The organism is Hansschlegelia quercus, assembly GCF_004310425.1.
GTDB classification, from domain to species: Bacteria; Pseudomonadota; Alphaproteobacteria; order Rhizobiales; family Methylopilaceae; genus Methylopila; species Methylopila quercus.
Genome location: NZ_SIUB01000002.1, coordinates 303,998 through 321,080 on the forward strand (window position 1 = coordinate 303,998; position 17,083 = coordinate 321,080).

The following is a 17,083-nucleotide window of genomic DNA, read 5'->3' on the forward strand; positions in this document are numbered from 1 at the left end:
GGTTCTAGCCGAGCAGAGACACGATGTCTCATAATCGCGTTTCGCTGTTGAACTAAAGGCCAAACTGGCTAATCTGTGGGCACAGGATGGCGCGACTAATTTATGAGCACCAGTAAACCAGCAATAAGTTCCCAGCTTCTCATCGGTCGTGTTCGGCCGGAGAATTCGGTTCTGCTTGCGCCGATGTCCGGCGTAACAGACCTCGCCTTCCGGCGGATCGCGGCGCGGACCGGCGCCGGCATGGTCGTCTCCGAGATGGTCGCGTCCGCCGAACTTGCGCGCGCCGACGACGAGGCTCGGTTGCGGGCGGAAGGCTCGGGGCTCGACATCCACGTGGTGCAGTTGGCAGGCCGCGATCCCCAGTGGATGGCTGAAGCCGCCCGGGTCGCAGTCGGCGCAGGCGCCGCGATTGTCGACATCAATATGGGCTGTCCCGCCAAGAAGGTCGTTGGCGGCCACGGCGGCTCGGCCTTGTTGAAGGAGCTCGACCTCGCAGTTCGTTTGATCGCAGCGACCGTCGCTGCGGTGGATGCGCCGGTCACGGTCAAGATGCGGCTCGGCTGGGACGATAGCAGCATCGTCGCGCCTGAGCTCGCTCAACGAGCCGAGGCGGAGGGCGCCGCGATGGTCACCGTCCACGGCCGCACGCGTTCGCAGTTCTACGAGGGCAAGGCGGATTGGTCGGCGATCGCCGCGGTCAAGGATGCGGTGTCGATCCCGGTGGTCGCGAACGGCGATCTGGTGGCGCTTGACGATGCGACGGCGATGCTGGCCGCGTCCAGCGCCGACGCCGTGATGATCGGTCGCGGCGCGCAGGGAAAGCCGTGGTTCCCCGGCGCCGTCGCAGCCTTCCTGAAGACGGGCGTGCGTCCTGCCGAGCCATCTCTTGCGACGCAGCAGGCGCTTGCGATCGAACACTATGACGGCATCCTCACGCTCTACGGACGCGACGTCGGCGTACGCCACGCGCGCAAGCATCTCGGCTGGTATATCGACGCCGCCGCGGAGACCGTGGGCGAGGACGCGCCGCGCGACCTGAAGGCAGACGCGATGACCGCCACGACGCCTGAGGCGGCGCTTTCCGCGCTCGACCGCGCCTATTCCACGCTCGCCTGGAGGGCCGCCGCTTGAGCGTCGCAGCGGCCAAGCCGCGCTCCGGCGCGGGCGCTCCCGAGGCAGTGCTGAACGCGCTGCCGCACCCCGTGATCTGCGTGGCCGAGGATGGCCGCATCGTCGACGTCAACGTCGCGGCGGAGGCGTTCTTCGAAGCGAGCGCGATCGTGCTGCGCCGGCATCACATCCGCGAGTTCGCGCCCTTCGGCTCGCCGCTGATCGCGCTGATCGACCAAGCGCGGGAGCGCAACGCGCCCGTCAACGAATACCGCGTCGACCTCGGCACGCCCCGCAATGGCGGCGAGCGGATCGTCGACGTCCATGTCGCTCCGCTCGGCGACAAGCCGGGCGTGCTGATCGTGGTGCTGCAGGAGCGCACGATCGCCGACAAGATGGATCGCCAGCTCACCCATCGCGGCGCCGCGCGCTCGGTGACCGCGCTTGCCGCCATGCTGGCGCACGAGATTAAGAACCCGCTTTCCGGCATCCGCGGCGCCGCGCAGCTGCTGGAGCAGTCCGCGACCGACGAGGACCGCCAGCTTACGCGCCTCATCTGCGACGAGGCCGACCGCATCGTGAAACTCGTCGACCGTATGGAGGTGTTCTCCGACGAACGGCCGATCGAGCGCGAGGCGGTGAACATCCACGCGGTTCTGGAGCATGTGAAGCGGCTGGCGCTTTCTGGCTTCGGCCGCAACATCCGCATCATCGAGGAATACGACCCCTCGCTGCCGCCGGTGCTCGCCAACCGCGACCAGCTTATCCAGGTCTTCCTCAACCTCGTGAAGAACGCAGCCGAGGCGCTCAGCGACACGCCCGACGCCGAAATCCACCTTTCAACGGCCTTTCGGCCCGGCGTCCGCCTGAGCGTTCCGGGATCGACCACCAAGGTCAGCCTCCCGCTGGTCTTCACCGTACGGGACAACGGTCCCGGCGTGCCCGAAGACCTGATCCCGCATCTGTTCGATCCGTTCGTCACCACCAAGCCGACGGGGTCAGGGCTTGGCCTCGCCCTGGTCGCCAAGATCGTCGGCAATCATGGCGGTATCATCGAGTGCGACTCGCAGCCGCGCCGGACCGTCTTTCGGGTGCTGATGCCCATGTTCGTCGGCGAGGCCGGCGGCGCCTTGAGGAGCTGAATCGTCCATGCCGCAGGGCAGCATCCTCGTCGCGGATGACGACGCCGCGATCCGAACCGTCCTCAACCAAGCGCTGAGCCGCGCCGGTTACGAAGTCCGCTCGACGGGCAACGCCGCGACGCTCTGGCGCTGGGTCAGCCAGGGCGACGGCGACCTTGTGATAACCGACGTGGTGATGCCGGACGAGAACGCCTTCGATATGCTGCCGCGCATCAAGAAGGCGCGACCCGAGCTGCCGGTCGTCGTGATGAGCGCGCAGAACACGTTCATGACGGCCATCCGCGCGTCGGAGAAAGGCGCGTACGAATATCTGCCGAAGCCCTTCGACCTGAAGGAGCTGATCGCGATCGTCGGTCGCGCGCTGACCGAGCCGCGCGGTCGCGCCAAGCGCATGGACGAGCCGGAGACCGACGAGATCCCGCTGGTCGGCCGTTCGCCCGCGATGCAGGACATCTACCGCGTGCTCGCGCGGCTGATGCAGACCGATTTGACCGTGATGATCTCGGGCGAGAGCGGCACCGGCAAGGAGCTCGTCGCCCGCGCGCTGCACGATTACGGCAAGCGCCGCGCCGGTCCGTTCGTCGCGATCAACATGGCCGCAATTCCGCGTGACCTGATCGAGGCCGAACTGTTCGGCCACGAGAAAGGCGCGTTCACCGGCGCTCAGGCGCGATCGTCCGGCCGGTTCGAGCAGGCCGAAGGCGGCACGCTGTTCCTCGACGAGATCGGCGATATGCCGATGGAGGCGCAGACCCGGCTGCTGCGCGTGCTTCAGCAGGGCGAATACACCACCGTCGGCGGCCGCACCGCGATCAAGACCGACGTCCGCATCGTCGCCGCCACCAACAAGGACCTGCGGCTGCTCATCCAGCAGGGCCTGTTCCGTGAAGATCTGTTCTTCCGCCTCAATGTGGTGCCGATTCGCCTTCCGCCGCTCCGGGAGCGGGCCGAGGACGTGCCGGACCTCGTCCGCCACTTCTTCGCGCTGGCGCTCAGAGAAGGATTGCCGGCGAAACAAATTGATGGCGCGGCGCTTGACCGGCTGAAGCGCTACCGCTGGCCGGGCAATATCCGCGAGCTCGAGAACCTGATCCGTCGCCTCGCCGCGCTCTATCCGCAGGAGATGATCGGAGCGGCGACGATCGACGCGGAGCTGTCGCAGCCCGCGACCAACGCGCTCGGCGAAGACGCCTCCACGGCCGAGACACTTGGCGGCTCGATGGAGCGGCACCTCACCAGCTATTTTGCCGAGTTCGGCGAGAACCTGCCGCCGCCCGGCCTCTATCACCGCGTGCTGAGGGAGGTGGAGTATCCGCTGATCTCGGCTGCGCTCGCAGCGACGCGGGGCAACCAGATCAAGGCGGCGGAACTGCTTGGCGTGAACCGCAACACGCTGCGCAAGAAAATCCGCGATCTCGACGTTCAGGTGGTGCGGCTGACGCGCTGAGGTCCGTCCTCAGCCGAACGCCGCGTCGTCATTGGTCTCGTAGACCCGCGGCGTGAACATCCAGAGCTTGCCGTCGGCGCGCGCGAAGGTGCGGGTCTTCGATGATCCGACCATGATCAGCGTGCGCATGTCGACCGCCGCCGGGTCGAGCTCGCCCAGCGTCGTGATCGTGATCCGCTCGCCCGGCCGTCCGACGTTCCAGGCGAGCGCTACCGGCGTCTCCGGCTTCCGATGACGGCGCAGGATCGCTAGCGCGTCCTCGAGCTGATGCCGGCGCCTCAGCGAAGCTGGATTGTAGAGCGCAAGCGCGAAGTCTGCTTCCGCCGCCCCATCCAGTCGCTTGGCGATGATCGGCCACGGCTTCAGCTGGTCGGAAAGCGAGATCACCGCGAAATCGTGGCCGAGCGGCGCGCCGAGACGTGAGGCGGCGCCTTGCATCGCCGACATCCCGGGCGTCACCTCCACCATCACACTCGGCCAGCGCGTAGGGTCGGCGACCATCGCCTCCATGACGGCGGCTGCCATGCCGAAGATTCCCGCGTCGCCGGATGAGACCACCGCCACCTCGCGACCAAGCCCGGCGAGCGTCAGGGCGGCCTGCGCGCGTTCGAGCTCGACCCGGTTGTCGGAGCCGTGCCGCCGCTGGCCAGCGCGCTCCGGGACCATGGCGAGATAGCCTTCATAGCCCACGAGGTCGCTTGCGCGATCAAGCGCGGCCGCCGCCTCCGGCGCAAGCCAGCCGCGCTGGCCGGGCCCCAAACCGACGACTGTCACGCGACCTGGCGCGCGGCCGATCTGCTCTGGCGCGACAGGCGTGGGGAAACGATGGAGTCGGAATCCTGCCTCGCTGTGGACGATCTCGCCCGGTTCGATCCGCGACTCGACGATGCGGAGCGGCACGGCGCGCGAGATCAGTGTTTCGGAGAAGATGTGGTGCACGGGCGCGCCCTCGGGCGCGGTCGCGAGCGCCAACGCGGCCGGCGCGAAGCCAAGGCGACCGAACGCCTCGTCCATGACGGCGAGCGTCGACGCATCCGGCCGATCGAATTCGGCGATCAGCGACTTCGGGTGAAACAGCAGACCGCCGGCGGGCGGCGCCTCGGCGGTCTCAGTCACCTTGATGACCACCGCGCCGTCACTCGACAAGGGCACGCCGGAGCCCTCGAGCCATGGCGCTCCGCCCTCGATCCGGGCCTTCGCGCCGCCGAGCAGAGCGGCCGTGACGGCCTTGGCGTCGTCAGGGTTCGCCAGTGCGTAGCCAGAAGGTGGCGTCTCAAGCACGAGGCCGAAGCGCCGAGCGCCCGCGCCCGTGATTGCAGCGTTGGCGCCGAGCTTCTCGGCGAGGTCGCGCGCCATGGCGTCGCCGCCCGTAAGGCCGCCAAGCAGGGGCACGACGACCGCGCCGTCGTCGCTGAGGGCGAGCACAGGCGGCTCGGCCCGCTTGTCGCGGAGATGCGGCGCAATGAGCCGGATGAGGATGCCGGCCGCGCAGATCCCGAGGATCGGCCGGCCCGCGCGGAAAAGCTCGGCCACAAGTTCGCCGGCGTCGTCGAAGCTCGTATCGACGTCTTGGACGCGACCCGCGAGGCCGAAGGTCTCACCAATGACGATCTCGGCCGTCCGGCGCGCGATCGGCAACCCCGAGACGTTGAAGACGAGGATGGCGGGCCGGTTCACGGGATCTCGCGGCTCGGCACGACGACGATGGAAAAATAGGGGACGGAGGCCGGGTCGACCTCGGCGGCCGGCAGCGTCCGCTCGGCCTTCTGGCTGGCGCGCTCGACGTAATAAGCGCGGTCCAGCACGCCCGCTTCGTCAAGCGCCGCGCGCACCTTCGCAAAGGTGCGGCCGAGCTTCATCACCACGGCGGAATCTGCGGCCGTCAGCCTACGAGTCAGTTCATCGGCGGGCAGTGTGCCGGGGATGACCGTCACGGTCTCTTTGCGCATGCAGAGCGGGCGATCGAGGGCGACGGGTCCCGCCATCACGGAGGAGACGCCCGGCGTTACGGTGGTTTCGTAGCGATCCTTCAGGCGCGCGTGCCAGTAGATGAAGGAGCCGTAGAAGAACGGATCGCCCTCGCAGAGCACGCAGACATGGCGGCCGGCGTCGAGATGGGCGGCGAGCTGCTCGGCGCTCTCGTCGTAGAAGTCGCGCATCACCTGCGGGTAGCTCGGCAGGTCCGCTTCCGGGCTCGCGGTGACGGGATACACAAGCGGCAGCAGCTCCTGCTCGGGCCGGAGGTGCGGCCGCGCGGCGGACAGCGCAACGCCGTCGCGGCCTCTGGTCGAGGGATAGGCGACGACGTCCGCCTCCTGGATGAGGCGGAGCGCCTTCAGCGTCAGGAGCTCGGGATCGCCGGGGCCGACGCCCACGCCCGACAGGCGACCAGGACTCATTCGCGCGCGTTCGCTATGGCGTTCAGCGCCGCGACCGTCATCGCGCTGCCGCCGCGCCGGCCGACGAGCGTGATGAAGGGGACGCCGCGCGGATTCGCCGCGAGCTCGGCCTTGGATTCCGCCGCGCCGATGAAGCCGACCGGCAGGCCGATGATCGCGGCAGGCTTCGGCCAGCCGGCGTCAAGGCGCTCCAGCAGATGAAACAGCGTCGTGGGAGCGTTGCCGATGGCGACTACCGCGCCCTCGAGACGATCGCGCCACAGCTCGACCGCCGCGGCGGAACGGGTGGTCCCAAACTCGGCCGCGAGATCCGGCGTGCGCGGATCGTCGAGCATGCACAGCGTCTCGTTGTCAGCCGGCAGCCGCGACCGGGTCACGCCGGAGGCGACCATCTTGGCGTCGCACAGAATCGGCGCGCCTCTTTCGAGCGCAGCGCGCGCGGTCTGGAGGACCGCAGGGTCGTAGCGGATATCAAAGGGAAGGTCGGTCATGCCGCAGGCGTGGATCATCCGCACCACGATTCCCGCGACGTCGGCGGGCAGCGAGGAGAGGTCCGCCTCGGAGCGGATGGTCGCGAAGGAGCGCCGGTAAATCTCAGCCCCGTCCTTGATGTAGTCCATGCCCAATTGGCTCGGCCCCAGTCCCTTCGCGACAGCCTTGTGAAGGGGCGCCCGGCGCAAGGCAAGGCATTCCTTCGGCAAAGGCCTCAGTCGAGCAGCGCGAGGATGTCGCGGGGGGAGGGGGCGTCCAGCCGCCGTTCCGGCGGCGCCGGAGAGCGTGGCCGGGCGTCGCGACGCATGTCCCAGCCCTGGCCGTCGCTGGCGCCGACCAGCAGAAGGTCGGCGGCGGCGCTGGAGGCGCAGCTCTTGGGGCACGCCGACAGGTGGAGCGAGGTCGGCCGGTCGGGCAATAGCGAGCGATCCTGCGCCGCGAGGGCCAGGATTGCGGCGGCGAGCGCCTTCGCAGGCTCACGCGCGCGCTCGCAAGAGGGCGCCCCCGCGCAGGCCGCCACCGTGAGGCGCCCGGCGACGGCGACCGGGGTAAAACCGATGGTTTCAGAGGCGAAGAGCAGATGGTCCGCCGCTTCGGGCGCGACGCCCGGAAGCACGACGGCCGACCATGGTGCCAGGATGAGTCCCCCGCAGCCATTCCGATCCGCCGCATCCGCCAGCCAACGCAACATGGCGGAATCTAGCCGTCCGACGGGCACGGGAATGACGACTGCGCCATAGAGCGCGCCGAGGCCTGGTGAGAGCCTGCGTGCGACCGCCGCGGCCGGCCGAACGCCGAACCGTCGCGCGAGCTCTTCGAGGAGAGGCAAGACAGGCAGATCGACGGCGCGGACGCCCGGTCCGCGAGCCGCCGCGGTCTCCGCGATCCTGAGAAGCACGTCCATGGCGACGTCTGGCCTTGCATGGACGGCCGTGCCGGCGAAGGCGATCGTGAACCCGGCTTCGTCAGCAAGCGCTACGACATCGGAGGCGATCGCGCCGACGCCGGAAGAGCCGCCGCCGTCGAGCGCGAAGGAAAACTTTGGTGAGAGAGCGCCAATCCACGGCGCCCGAGACATCGCCCCATCGAGAGCGGTCCCGAGCGGACGGCAGTCGTGGATTTCTGCGGGGTCGAGCCCGGACAAAGGATCGAGCAGGATGTTGCGCCGCCGGTCCGCAGGACCGTCCATGGCGGCGCCAGCCGCCGCCAATCGCGCGGCAAGCGCCGGGCCGGCGTCGAGCGGGAGGCCGCGAATCTGCAGATTGGCGCGGTTGGTGAGATCAATGATCCCCGAGCCGAGTTCGGACGCGGCGTCGGCTATGGCGCGCGCAGCGTTCGCCGTGAGCGCGCCGCCGGGCGCGCGAATGCGGGCGAGGCCGCCGTCCGCCATCGCCGCGAGATGCGCCACCCCAGGGCAGTCCGCCATCGCCTCGTCCAGCTCCCTCTCTTCCAGGGGAACCTCAACCTTCTCCGAACGTTGTCAACCCGATCGCGGCTTCGGCCGCTCAAAGCGACGGAGGGTGCATGACTATGGACAAGAGCCTGATGAAGGACCGCGCCGGCCAGCTCGCCGACCTTCGTTCGGCCGTCGCCGATCTTAGCGATCGCGTCGCCGAAGTCGCAGGCTCCTCGACCAGACAGGCAAAACGTAGAGCGAGCGCCGCCGCCAAGTCGGTCAGCAGCTCCGCAGGCAGTCTCTATGGGGACGGCCTTGAGGCGGTACAGAGCGCCGGTGACCATGCCGTTTATTACGGCCGCCGCGCCTCCGGTATCGCGCGTCAGAATCCGGGACTGACGCTTCTCGGCGTCGCGCTCGGCGTCGGCGTCATCGCCGCCATCATCTACGCTTCGCAGGAAGAAAACCGGCGCTGGTACGAAAAGCCGCGCGGCGGCTGGTTCTAAGCGAAGGTCGATCGAAAACGAAAAAGGGCGGCGCCAGAAGGCGTCGCCCTTTTTGTTATCCGCTCGGTTCAGTCGATCTGTGCGCCCGAGTCCTTGACGATGGGGGCCCATTTGGCGAGTTCGCTTTTCACGTGAGCCGCCAGCTCTTCGGGCGTCGAGCCGACGACCACCGCGCTCGATTCTGCGAGCTTCGCCTTCACGGTCGGATCATTGACCGCCGAGACGCCGGCGTCGTGCAGCTTGGCGATGATTTCGGGCGGCGTGCCTGCTGGTGCGAACAGCGCGTTCCAGGAATAAGTCTCGTAGCCCTTCAACGTCTCGCCGATCGCGGGCACGTCCGGCAGGCTCGCCACCCGGTCCTTTGTGGTCACGCCGAGCGCCCGCAGCCGACCCGCCTTGATGTGTTCGACGGAGGAGGGGAGGTTGTCGAACTGAATGGGCACCTGTCCCGCGATCACGTCGACCAGCGCCGGACCCGAACCCTTGTACGGGATGTGGATGAGGTCGACGCCCGCGAGCTTCTTGAACAGTTCGCCTGACAGGTGCAGCGGCGAGCCGTTGCCGGAGGAGGCGTAGGCGTATTTGCCGGGATCCTTTTTGGCGAGGTCGATCAGTTCCTGAACCGTCTTGGCCGGGAAGTTCGGATTCACCGTCAGCACGTTCGGCACGTTCACGAGCAGCGAGATCGGCGCGAAGTCCTTCTCGGCGTCGTAAGGCAGCTTCTTGTAGAGCGCGGGATTGAGCGCGTGGGTCGCGACAGTCGCCATGAGGATGGTGTAGCCGTCGGGATCGGCCTTGGCCGCGGCGGTCGCGCCCAGATTTCCGCCGGCGCCGCCACGGTTCTCGACGATCACCTGCTGCTTCAGCGCGTCGCCCATCTTGGCCGCGACAAGCCGCGCGACGAGATCAGTCGAGCCGCCCGGCGCGAAGGGTACGATCATCGTGATCGGCCGGGTCGGATAATCCGCCGCAGCTGCCGGTCCGGCGAGTGACGCCGCGGCGATCGCGCCCGCTCCAGCGAGCGCCGCCACTGACCTCAAGATCCTGAACATCGAACGTCTCCTCCTTCGCTGGCCGCCTTCGTGGCGGCTTCTAGCAAAGGCGAGCTTGGCATGCCGTAGACCGACGGTCGACCCGTCGAAACGGTTCGACCCTTCGCTTCATGCCGCTGTCATCGCGCGATTTTTCCGACGTCGCCGGGGTCCGGGAAGCAGGTCGGCGCGCGGCCCTGCGCAGCCTCCCAACGACCGATGGCGACGCGGGTCCGAAAGCCGATGAGGCCATCCGCCGTGCCGACATCGACGCCCTTGGCTTCGAAGCGGCGCTGCATGGCCGCGATCTCGCTCCGCGCGACGCCCTTCGGCGTGGTCCATGTTCCGACGATCGGGCCGCCGCCGCGAAGCCGGTCCGCTAGATGGCCGACGAAAAGGGCATAGAGGTCGGACTCGTTGTATTCCTTCAGCACGTAGAAGTTGTCGGAAACGAGAAAAGTCGGCCCGGTGCGGCCGGCGGGCGCCATCAGGTGAAGCGAGGCCGCGTCCACCTTCGGCAGCGCGCCCCCGCCAATCGGTCTCGCGCCGGCGGCCTTCCACTCGGCGCCGGTGCGGCTGTGGTCGGGGCCTTCGAGCGTGCAGGGGACGGAGGCCGGCAACGCCGCTTCGACGCCCCAGTCGCGCCCGGGAGTCCAACCGTGGCGTCTGAGGTAGTTGGCGATCGAGCCGAGCGTATCCGGGACTGAATTCCAGATGTCGCGCCGCCCGTCTCCGTCCATGTCGACGGCGTTCTCGAGATATTTCGACGGCAGGAACTGGGGCTGCCCCATCGCGCCCGCCCAGGAGCTTTTCATCGCGTCGAGCGCGATGTGGTCGCCATCCAGGATCTTCAGCGCTGCGACGAGCTCGGGCATGAACTGAGCCTTGCGCGCGCCCATGAAGGCCTCGGTCGCGAGCGCCCGGATCGCGACATAGGGAATCTTCGCGCGGCCATAGCGGGATTCACGGCCCCAGATAGCGACGACGATCTCGCGCGGCACCCCGAAGCGCCGCTCGACCGCGTCGAGGCTCTTTGACCAGCGTGCGAGTTCGGCCTGGCCCTCCTTGGTTAGGGCGGCGAAGTTCGGCTCCGCGACATAGCGAGCGGGATCGGCGAACTCCGGCTGCCGCTGCGGGCCTGCCAGCGGCGGCGCGCCGGGCGGCGCCAGGTCCGGCAGCGACCAATCCAGAGCCAGTCCGCGGGTCGCCGCATCAAAGGTGGCCTGCGAAACACCCGCTTTGCTCGCGAGCGGCGCTACGGCGCCTCTCAGCCAAGATTGGAACTGCCCTTCGACGCGGACCTTGTCGACGTCCTGCGCGGACGCCATCTCCGCGGTCGCGCCAAGGATGAGCGCAGCGATCGCCAGCATGGCGGCCAGGGCCGTCATGCTTTGTTCTTGGAATCGGCGACTCATGCAATCCTCCGAAGGCGTCCGTTGCCTGATGGACGATGAACGCTCGATGCGAAATCGGCCGAAAGAGTTAACGGCGCGTTAACGACTTGTTGGCATGATCGACAGATCACCCGCCGCAGAGGATCCTGAAAATGGCGTCCGCCGCATTCGCACCAAACGTCGACCGGCTCCGGCCCGCGACCGCGCCTTCTCCCGAGCGCCTGCGCGCGATCGGCGACATGCAGGCTTTCCTCGCACGCACGCACCCGCAGACGCCGGCCGAAGCGCTCCGGCTTCTCCGCAACGCCTATCCGGATATGCCGCTCAGCGTCCGGGTCGCCGCTTGCGGTCTCGCCGCCTGATCAGCCGATATCGAGCGTCTCGCCTGAAGGGGCGGGGCGGCTCTCCGCGTCGCGCGCGATCAGCCGGCGGTGGTGCAGGAAGGCGAATGGAATCGTGCCGAGATAGCTGAGCACCAGCAGCGTCAGCACAGCCCATGGGTAACTGATCAGCAGCGTCACGAAGAGCGCCGCGCCGATCAGGAAAGGCGCGATCCACTGCCGATTGACGCGAGCGCCGAGCTGCTTGCCGGACCATGTCGCGAGCGGGCTCACCATCAGCAGCGCGATCAGGATCACGTAGACGAGCACGACCGGCTCGCCGACGGGGGCGCGCGGAAAGCCGAGAAAACCGAGATAGATCGGCAGCAGCGAGGCGAGCGCGCCAGCCGGCGCCGGAACGCCGGTGAAGAAGGCGCCCGCCCATGCTGGCTTCAGCGGATCGTCGAGCGCCACGTTGAAGCGCGCAAGCCTGAGCGCTGCGCCGATCGCAAGCACGAGCGAGCCGATCCAGCCGATATGGCCGAGCTCGTTCAGGCCCCAGATGTAGAGGATGAGCGCCGGCGCGACGCCGAAGTTGAAGAAGTCGACGAGGCTGTCCAGCTCGGCGCCGAAGCGCGACGAGCCCTTGAGCAGGCGCGCCAGCCGGCCGTCGACGCCGTCGAGCACCGCCGCCAGCACGACGAGATAGACCGCCATCTCAAGTCGACCTTCGATCGCCATGCGCACGGCCGTGAGGCCGGCGCAGAGCGCGAGCAACGTCACGAGGTTCGGCAGCAGCAGGCGCAGCGGCACGCGCTTCAGCCGGCTGCGGCGAAGGGGGCCTTCAAGGAGGGGCTTGTCGCTCATCAGCCGGCCCGGAACGTGCGGCCGTCGCTGGTGGCGGAAAGCTCCGCAATCACCGTCTCGCCGGCCGTGGCGCGCTGTCCGACACCGACCAGGATCGCTGCGCCTTCGGGAAGGTAGTGATCGACGCGGCTCCCGAAGCGAATGAGCCCGAAGCGCTGGCCCGCGGCGAGGCCGTCCTGCTCGCGTACGAAACAGACGATGCGCCGGGCGACGAGCCCTGCGATCTGCACCACGCCAACGGGGCCGCGAAGGCTGTCGATGACCAGCCCGTTGCGCTCGTTGTCCTCGCTCGCTTTGTCCATGTCGGCGTTGAGGAACTTGCCCGCGGTATAGGCGACTCGGCGGACGGAGCCGCCCACGGGGGCCCGATTCACATGCACGTCGAACACGTTCATGAACACGGCGACGCGGGGCAGGGGCGTGGCGCCCAGCCCGAGTTCGGGCGGCGGCACGGCACGCTTGACGTCGCAGACGACGCCGTCCGCCCCCGAGACGACCAGCCCCTCCCGAACCGGAGTCACGCGGTCGGGGTCGCGGAAGAACAGCGCGCACCAGATCGTCAGCCCGACGCCGATCCAGCCGAGCGGTTGCCAGATCAGGAACAGGATGAAGGCGACGATCGCGAAGATCGCGATGAAGGGCCGGCCCTCGCGATGGATCGGGACCATCGCGTTCTTTGCGGAGACGAGGACGTCGTTGAGCGCCATTTTGTTGTTTTCCCTGTCAGGCGCCTGTTCATAGCGGGGACGGCTTCGGGGACCAAGCGGCGTCGCAATCGTAGCGTTGACGTCACCCGGACAACGCGAAGCGTTGAGCTGGGATCGCGCGCAGAACTGAGCGTCTCCTGAGGACGATCCCGGCTCTTCGCTACGCTTCGGCCGGGATGACGAGATCGTCGTCGCGGGCGATAAGCGATCTCGCCGGGCCCTCGTCCTCGTCGACGACGCGGGCAAGTTCTTCCCGGACCTCGTCGGCGCGCCTCTGGCGCGCCCAGAGCCCGGCATAGAGCCCGTTCGCGGCGATCAGCGCCTCATGCGTTCCCCGTTCCGCGATGCGGCCGGCATCCATCACTAGGATTTCGTCGGCCGCCACGATCGTCGAGAGCCGATGCGCGATGACGAGCGTCGTGCGTCCCACGGACACACGGGCGAGGGCGTCCTGGATGTCTTTCTCGGTCGCGCTGTCGAGCGCCGAGGTCGCCTCGTCGAGGATCAGCAAAGGCGGCCCCTTGAGGATCGTCCGGGCGATCGCGACGCGTTGCTTCTCGCCGCCGGAAAGCTTCAGCCCACGCTCGCCGACCTGCGTCTCGTAACCAGCGGGCAAGTCGCGGATGAAGTCGTCTATCTGCGCCAGCCGCGCGGCTTCCTCGACCTCGGCGTCGGTCGCGTCCCAGCGGCCGTAGCGGATGTTGTAGCGGATGGTGTCGTTGAACAGCACGGTGTCCTGCGGGACCATGCCGACGGCGTCGCGCAGCGATCCTTGCGTGACGTCGCGGATGTCCTGCCCGTCGATCGTGATGCGGCCGCCCTGCACGTCGTAGAAGCGGAACAGCAGCCGCGACAGGGTGGATTTGCCCGCGCCGGTCTGTCCGACGATCGCGATCGTCTTGCCCGCCGGCGCTTCGAAGCTGACGTCCTTCAGGATCTGGCGGTCGGGATCGTAGTGGAACGAGACGTTCTCGAACCGGATGGTCCCGCCGGACACGACAAGCGGTTTGGCGCCCGGCCTGTCCTCGATCTCCGGGTCTTTTTCCAGCAGCGTGAACATCGCTTCAAGATCGGCGACCGCGAGTTTGATCTCGCGATAGACGAAGCCCATGAAGTTCAGCGGGACGTAAAGCTGCACCATCATGGCGTTGATCAGCACGAAGTCGCCAATCGTATTGCGGCCGGCCCGGATGTCCGCGATCGCCATCGCCATGCAGATCGTGAGGCCGCCGGAGAAGATCAGCGCCTGCCCTGCGTTCAGCCAGGCGAGCGAGGTGTAGGACCGGACCGCAGCCTTCTCGTAGCCCGCCATGGAGCGGTCGTAGCGTTCCGCCTCGCGCGCCTCATTGCCGAAATATTTGACGGTCTCGTAGTTCAGCAGGCTGTCGATGGCCTTCGAGCTTGCGTCGGTGTCGTTCTCGTTCAGCACGCGGCGGAAGCCGATGCGCCGCTCGGTCGCGAGATAGGTGAAGGCGAGATAGAGCACGACCATGCCGCACACGACGGCGGAGTAGCGCCAGTCAAACTGCCAGGCGAGCACGCCGAGGACGAGCAGGAGCTCTAGGACCGTCGGGAAGACGGTGAGCAGCGCCGTGCGGGTGAGCGTTTCGATCGCGAGCTTGCCGCGGTCGACGATCCGGCTCATCGCGCCGGTCCGCCGCTCCAGATGAAAGCGCAGGCTCAGGCGGTGCATGTGGCGGAAGACGATCAGCGACAGCCGGCGGACGGCATGTAGGACGACCGGCGCCGTGACGCCGTCACGCGTCTGGGCGAGCGCCACCATCAGGATGCGCCCGACGCCATAGGCGAGCACCATCGCCGCCGGCGCGGCGAGCATCATGGCGGTCCACGTGCCGCCCGACGGCGCAGGCTGGCCCTTCGCGATCAGCGTCAACCCGTCGGTGGCGTATTTGAAGCCGTAGGGGACGATGACGGTGACGAGCTTTGTCGCGATCAGCAGCACGATCGCGATCGCGATGCGCCGCTTCAGGTCGGCCCGCTCGCCCGGCCACATGTAGGGCTGAAGCCGCCGCATCGTGGCGAAGAAGGCGAAACCCTCGGCCGTGACCTCGCCCGGAAGCGTCTCGCGACGCCGGCGCCTCACCATGTCGATGCGATCTGGAAGGATTTAAAAGTCATGCGGAGCCGGAGGTAAGGCCGCAGGCGCCCAGGGACAAGCTCGACGATGACGTTCTGCGTGCTTCGAGACGGCCGCTCTGCGGCTTCTCGGAGCACGCACAGCCCGCCCCGCTGCTCATTCTGAAGCAGCGGGCTTCAGATGGCGGTCGTGCTCCGCCGCATAGAGCGCGCTCCGCGCCCCGCCTGCGCCGGCAAGCGCCCATCCCACGATCACCAGCGCCGTCCGCTCGACGCCGAGCGGCGCCGCGTCCTCCACGATGCGTCCCAGCGTCGAGACGACGATAGCCTCGTCCGGCCATGTCGCCCGCGCGACGAACGCGGCGGGGCAATCAGCGCCGTAGAGCGGCGTCAGCTCGTCTGTGATCCGCGCGAGCTGCTTGGCCGCGAGGTGCAGGACGAGCGTGCCGCGAGAGGCCGCTACAGCCGCGAGCGTCTCCGCCTCCGGCATCCTGGAGGCGCGGCCGGAAAGGCGGCTGAGCGTCACCGTCTGCGCGACCTCCGGAACCGTGAGCTCGACGCCAAGCCGCGCGGCGGCGGCGGCGAAGGCGGGGACGCCGGGCGTGATCTCGTAAGGAATGTTCCGTTCGCGCAGCGTGGCGAACTGCTCGGCCGTAGCGCCGTAGAGCGAGGGGTCGCCGGAATGGACTCGGGCAACGTCCTCGCCTCGCGCATGCGCCGCCTGCATCTCCCCGACGATCTCGTCGAGCGCAAGCGACGCCGTGTCGATCACGCGCGCCCCCGCCGGCGCGTAGGCCACGACCGCGGCGGGCACGAGCGACCCAGCGTAGAGGCAGACGGGGCAGCGGGCGATCAGGTCGCGGCCGCGCACGGTGATGAGGTCGGGGTCTCCCGGCCCCGCGCCGATAAAGTGAACGGTCATCGCATGGGCTTCGTCACGGCGTATTGCGTCACCGGCATCGCCGGGCGCCATCCCGTCATGCGGCCAACGGCGTCGGCGTAGGACGCCTCGATCCGCACGAGATCGCCGCCCCACTCGGTCCGCGCGGCGAACAGGCGGGCCTCGGTCTCGATCGTCACCGCGTTCGCGACAAGGCGACCTCCGGGCTTCAGTGCAGCCCAGCAGGCCTCCATAACTCCGAGAACGGAGGCGCCGCCGCCGAGAAACACGGCGTCGGGCGCGGGCAGGCCATTGAGACCTTCCGGCGCGCGCGCCTCTCGGATGTCGAGCGTAGGCACGCCCAGCCACGCCGCGTTTTCTCGGGCGCGCGCCGCACGATCGGGGCGCGGCTCCAGCCCGATCGCCCGTCCGCCGCCGGCGCGCAGCCATTCAATGCCGATCGAGCCCGAGCCGGCGCCGACATCCCACAGCAGCGCGCCCGGCATCGGCGCGAGGCGAGCGAGCGTGACGGCGCGGATCTCGCGGCGGGTGATCTGGCCGTCATTTTCGAACGCGTCGTCCGGAAGACCCGGCGCGCGCGGGAGCGGCCGCCCGTCCGGCCCAGCGACAGCCTCGATCGCGACCGTGTTGAGCGCGTCGAAACGGCGATCGCCCAAGGAGGAGGCGGTCAGCGAGAAAGCGTTCGCGGCCGAGGAGCCGAGCCGTTCGAGCACCGTCATCCGGCTCTCGCCGTAGCCGTGAGCGACGAGCAAGCGGGCGGCCGCTGCGGGCGTCCCGCCGTCAGCGGAAAACAGCACGATCCGCGCGCCGTCGAACAGCTCCAGCGCGAGCCCCTCGACCGGCCGGCCGCAGGCGGAGACCAGCCGGGTCGCAGCTTGCGGCCAAACCATCGCCGCGCAAGCGAGCGGAAACGCTGAGACTGCCGGTATGACGCGCATTTCGGCCGCTTCGACGTGGGCTAGGAAGGTCGTGGCAACGCCGTAGAGCAGCGGGTCGCCGCTTGCCAGCACGACGACGCGCCGGCCGCGCCACCCGGCGACGGTCTCGACGAAGGGCAGCATCGGGGAAGGCCAGACATGGCGCGTCGCGCGCGGCGCAAGCGCCTCGCCGACCAGCGCCAGATGACGCGCCCCGCCGACGAGCATCTCCGCCGCCTCGAGCGTGGCCAACGCCTCTAGCCCGAGCGAGGACGCGCCGTCCTCGCCGAGGCCGACCACCGTCAGCCAGCGACGATCCGGGTCAGGCTGCGGCTGGAGAGCTGCGGACGGCATGAC

16 protein-coding genes are annotated in these 17,083 nt (G+C 68.5%); 5 read left to right on the top strand and 11 right to left on the bottom strand.

What is annotated here, in order from left to right:
- Nucleotides 1-102 precede the first annotated feature (102 nt).
- From dusB to ntrC, 3 genes are read left to right on the top strand one after another with little or no spacing between them, the layout of a single operon-like run.
- A complete protein-coding gene (gene dusB / locus EYR15_RS05460) occupies nt 103-1,131 on the top strand; it encodes a tRNA dihydrouridine synthase DusB (protein WP_131001882.1) in 1,029 nt (342 codons plus the stop codon).
- A complete protein-coding gene (locus EYR15_RS05465) occupies nt 1,128-2,252 on the top strand; it encodes a two-component system sensor histidine kinase NtrB (RefSeq protein WP_131001883.1) in 1,125 nt (374 codons plus the stop codon). Before dusB ends, EYR15_RS05465 begins: the two co-directional genes overlap by 4 nt.
- Nucleotides 2,253-2,259: 7 nt before the next feature.
- Nucleotides 2,260-3,699 (top strand): nitrogen regulation protein NR(I), encoded by a 1,440-nt coding sequence (ntrC, locus tag EYR15_RS05470; RefSeq protein WP_131001884.1) that lies wholly within the window; start codon nt 2,260-2,262, stop codon nt 3,697-3,699.
- A gap of 9 nt (nt 3,700-3,708) precedes the next feature.
- On the opposite strand, the gene cobJ is transcribed toward ntrC, so the two are convergent.
- From cobJ to EYR15_RS05490, 4 genes are all read right to left on the bottom strand, one after another.
- Entirely contained in the window at nt 3,709-5,376 is a 1,668-nt protein-coding gene (cobJ, locus tag EYR15_RS05475) for a precorrin-3B C(17)-methyltransferase (RefSeq protein ID WP_131001885.1), read from the bottom strand.
- Nucleotides 5,373-6,098, bottom strand: coding sequence for a precorrin-2 C(20)-methyltransferase (locus EYR15_RS05480; protein WP_131001886.1), 726 nt, complete (start codon nt 6,096-6,098; stop codon nt 5,373-5,375). Before EYR15_RS05480 ends, cobJ begins: the two co-directional genes overlap by 4 nt.
- A complete protein-coding gene (locus tag EYR15_RS05485) occupies nt 6,095-6,718 on the bottom strand; it encodes a precorrin-8X methylmutase (protein WP_131001887.1) in 624 nt (207 codons plus the stop codon). Before EYR15_RS05485 ends, EYR15_RS05480 begins: the two co-directional genes overlap by 4 nt.
- Nucleotides 6,719-6,804: 86 nt before the next feature.
- Nucleotides 6,805-8,016 carry a hypothetical protein gene (locus EYR15_RS05490; RefSeq protein ID WP_131001888.1) on the bottom strand — a complete coding sequence of 404 codons (1,212 nt, stop codon included), beginning with the start codon at nt 8,014-8,016 and terminating at the stop codon, nt 6,805-6,807.
- Between the two features lie 98 nt (nt 8,017-8,114).
- On the opposite strand from EYR15_RS05490, the gene EYR15_RS05495 reads away from it, so the two are divergent.
- A complete protein-coding gene (locus tag EYR15_RS05495; RefSeq protein WP_131001889.1) occupies nt 8,115-8,492 on the top strand; it encodes a hypothetical protein in 378 nt (125 codons plus the stop codon).
- A 68-nt stretch (nt 8,493-8,560) separates the two neighbouring features.
- Here EYR15_RS05495 and EYR15_RS05500 read toward each other — a convergent pair whose 3' ends face one another.
- Nucleotides 8,561-9,544, bottom strand: coding sequence for a Bug family tripartite tricarboxylate transporter substrate binding protein (locus tag EYR15_RS05500; protein ID WP_131001890.1), 984 nt, complete (start codon nt 9,542-9,544; stop codon nt 8,561-8,563).
- Nucleotides 9,545-9,663: 119 nt separating this feature from the next.
- A complete protein-coding gene (locus EYR15_RS05505) occupies nt 9,664-10,911 on the bottom strand; it encodes a lytic murein transglycosylase (protein WP_245498164.1) in 1,248 nt (415 codons plus the stop codon).
- Between the two features lie 158 nt (nt 10,912-11,069).
- On the opposite strand from EYR15_RS05505, the gene EYR15_RS05510 reads away from it, so the two are divergent.
- A complete protein-coding gene (locus EYR15_RS05510; protein ID WP_131001891.1) occupies nt 11,070-11,279 on the top strand; it encodes a hypothetical protein in 210 nt (69 codons plus the stop codon).
- On the opposite strand, the gene EYR15_RS05515 is transcribed toward EYR15_RS05510, so the two are convergent.
- The 5 genes from EYR15_RS05515 to cbiE all read right to left on the bottom strand — a co-directional run bounded on the left by EYR15_RS05515 (nt 11,280) and on the right by cbiE (nt 17,080).
- Entirely contained in the window at nt 11,280-12,104 is an 825-nt protein-coding gene (locus EYR15_RS05515) for a CDP-alcohol phosphatidyltransferase family protein (protein ID WP_131001892.1), read from the bottom strand.
- Nucleotides 12,104-12,811, bottom strand: coding sequence for a phosphatidylserine decarboxylase (locus EYR15_RS05520; RefSeq protein WP_131001893.1), 708 nt, complete (start codon nt 12,809-12,811; stop codon nt 12,104-12,106). Before EYR15_RS05520 ends, EYR15_RS05515 begins: the two co-directional genes overlap by 1 nt.
- A 160-nt stretch (nt 12,812-12,971) precedes the next feature.
- Nucleotides 12,972-14,918, bottom strand: coding sequence for an ABCB family ABC transporter ATP-binding protein/permease (locus EYR15_RS05525; protein ID WP_131001895.1), 1,947 nt, complete (start codon nt 14,916-14,918; stop codon nt 12,972-12,974).
- Nucleotides 14,919-15,065: 147 nt separating this feature from the next.
- A complete protein-coding gene (gene cobM / locus EYR15_RS05530) occupies nt 15,066-15,830 on the bottom strand; it encodes a precorrin-4 C(11)-methyltransferase (RefSeq protein WP_131001896.1) in 765 nt (254 codons plus the stop codon).
- The gene (gene cbiE / locus EYR15_RS05535; protein WP_131001898.1) at nt 15,827-17,080 is read right to left on the bottom strand and encodes a precorrin-6y C5,15-methyltransferase (decarboxylating) subunit CbiE; all 1,254 of its coding nucleotides are present in this window, start codon (nt 17,078-17,080) and stop codon (nt 15,827-15,829) included. Before cbiE ends, cobM begins: the two co-directional genes overlap by 4 nt.
- Nucleotides 17,081-17,083 lie beyond the last annotated feature (3 nt).

Coding starts and splice junctions, on each gene's coding strand:
- dusB (WP_131001882.1), top strand. CDS start 103: ATGAGCACCAGTAAACCAGCAATAAGTTCCCAGCTTCTCATCGGTCGT.
- ntrC (WP_131001884.1), top strand. CDS start 2,260: ATGCCGCAGGGCAGCATCCTCGTCGCGGATGACGACGCCGCGATCCGA.
- EYR15_RS05480 (WP_131001886.1), bottom strand. CDS start 6,098: ATGAGTCCTGGTCGCCTGTCGGGCGTGGGCGTCGGCCCCGGCGATCCC.
- EYR15_RS05485 (WP_131001887.1), bottom strand. CDS start 6,718: ATGGACTACATCAAGGACGGGGCTGAGATTTACCGGCGCTCCTTCGCG.
- EYR15_RS05490 (WP_131001888.1), bottom strand. CDS start 8,016: ATGGCGGACTGCCCTGGGGTGGCGCATCTCGCGGCGATGGCGGACGGC.
- EYR15_RS05495 (WP_131001889.1), top strand. CDS start 8,115: ATGACTATGGACAAGAGCCTGATGAAGGACCGCGCCGGCCAGCTCGCC.
- EYR15_RS05500 (WP_131001890.1), bottom strand. CDS start 9,544: ATGTTCAGGATCTTGAGGTCAGTGGCGGCGCTCGCTGGAGCGGGCGCG.
- EYR15_RS05505 (WP_245498164.1), bottom strand. CDS start 10,911: ATGACGGCCCTGGCCGCCATGCTGGCGATCGCTGCGCTCATCCTTGGC.
- EYR15_RS05510 (WP_131001891.1), top strand. CDS start 11,070: ATGGCGTCCGCCGCATTCGCACCAAACGTCGACCGGCTCCGGCCCGCG.
- EYR15_RS05515 (WP_131001892.1), bottom strand. CDS start 12,104: ATGAGCGACAAGCCCCTCCTTGAAGGCCCCCTTCGCCGCAGCCGGCTG.
- EYR15_RS05520 (WP_131001893.1), bottom strand. CDS start 12,811: ATGGCGCTCAACGACGTCCTCGTCTCCGCAAAGAACGCGATGGTCCCG.
- EYR15_RS05525 (WP_131001895.1), bottom strand. CDS start 14,918: ATGGTGAGGCGCCGGCGTCGCGAGACGCTTCCGGGCGAGGTCACGGCC.
- cobM (WP_131001896.1), bottom strand. CDS start 15,830: ATGACCGTTCACTTTATCGGCGCGGGGCCGGGAGACCCCGACCTCATC.
- cbiE (WP_131001898.1), bottom strand. CDS start 17,080: ATGCCGTCCGCAGCTCTCCAGCCGCAGCCTGACCCGGATCGTCGCTGG.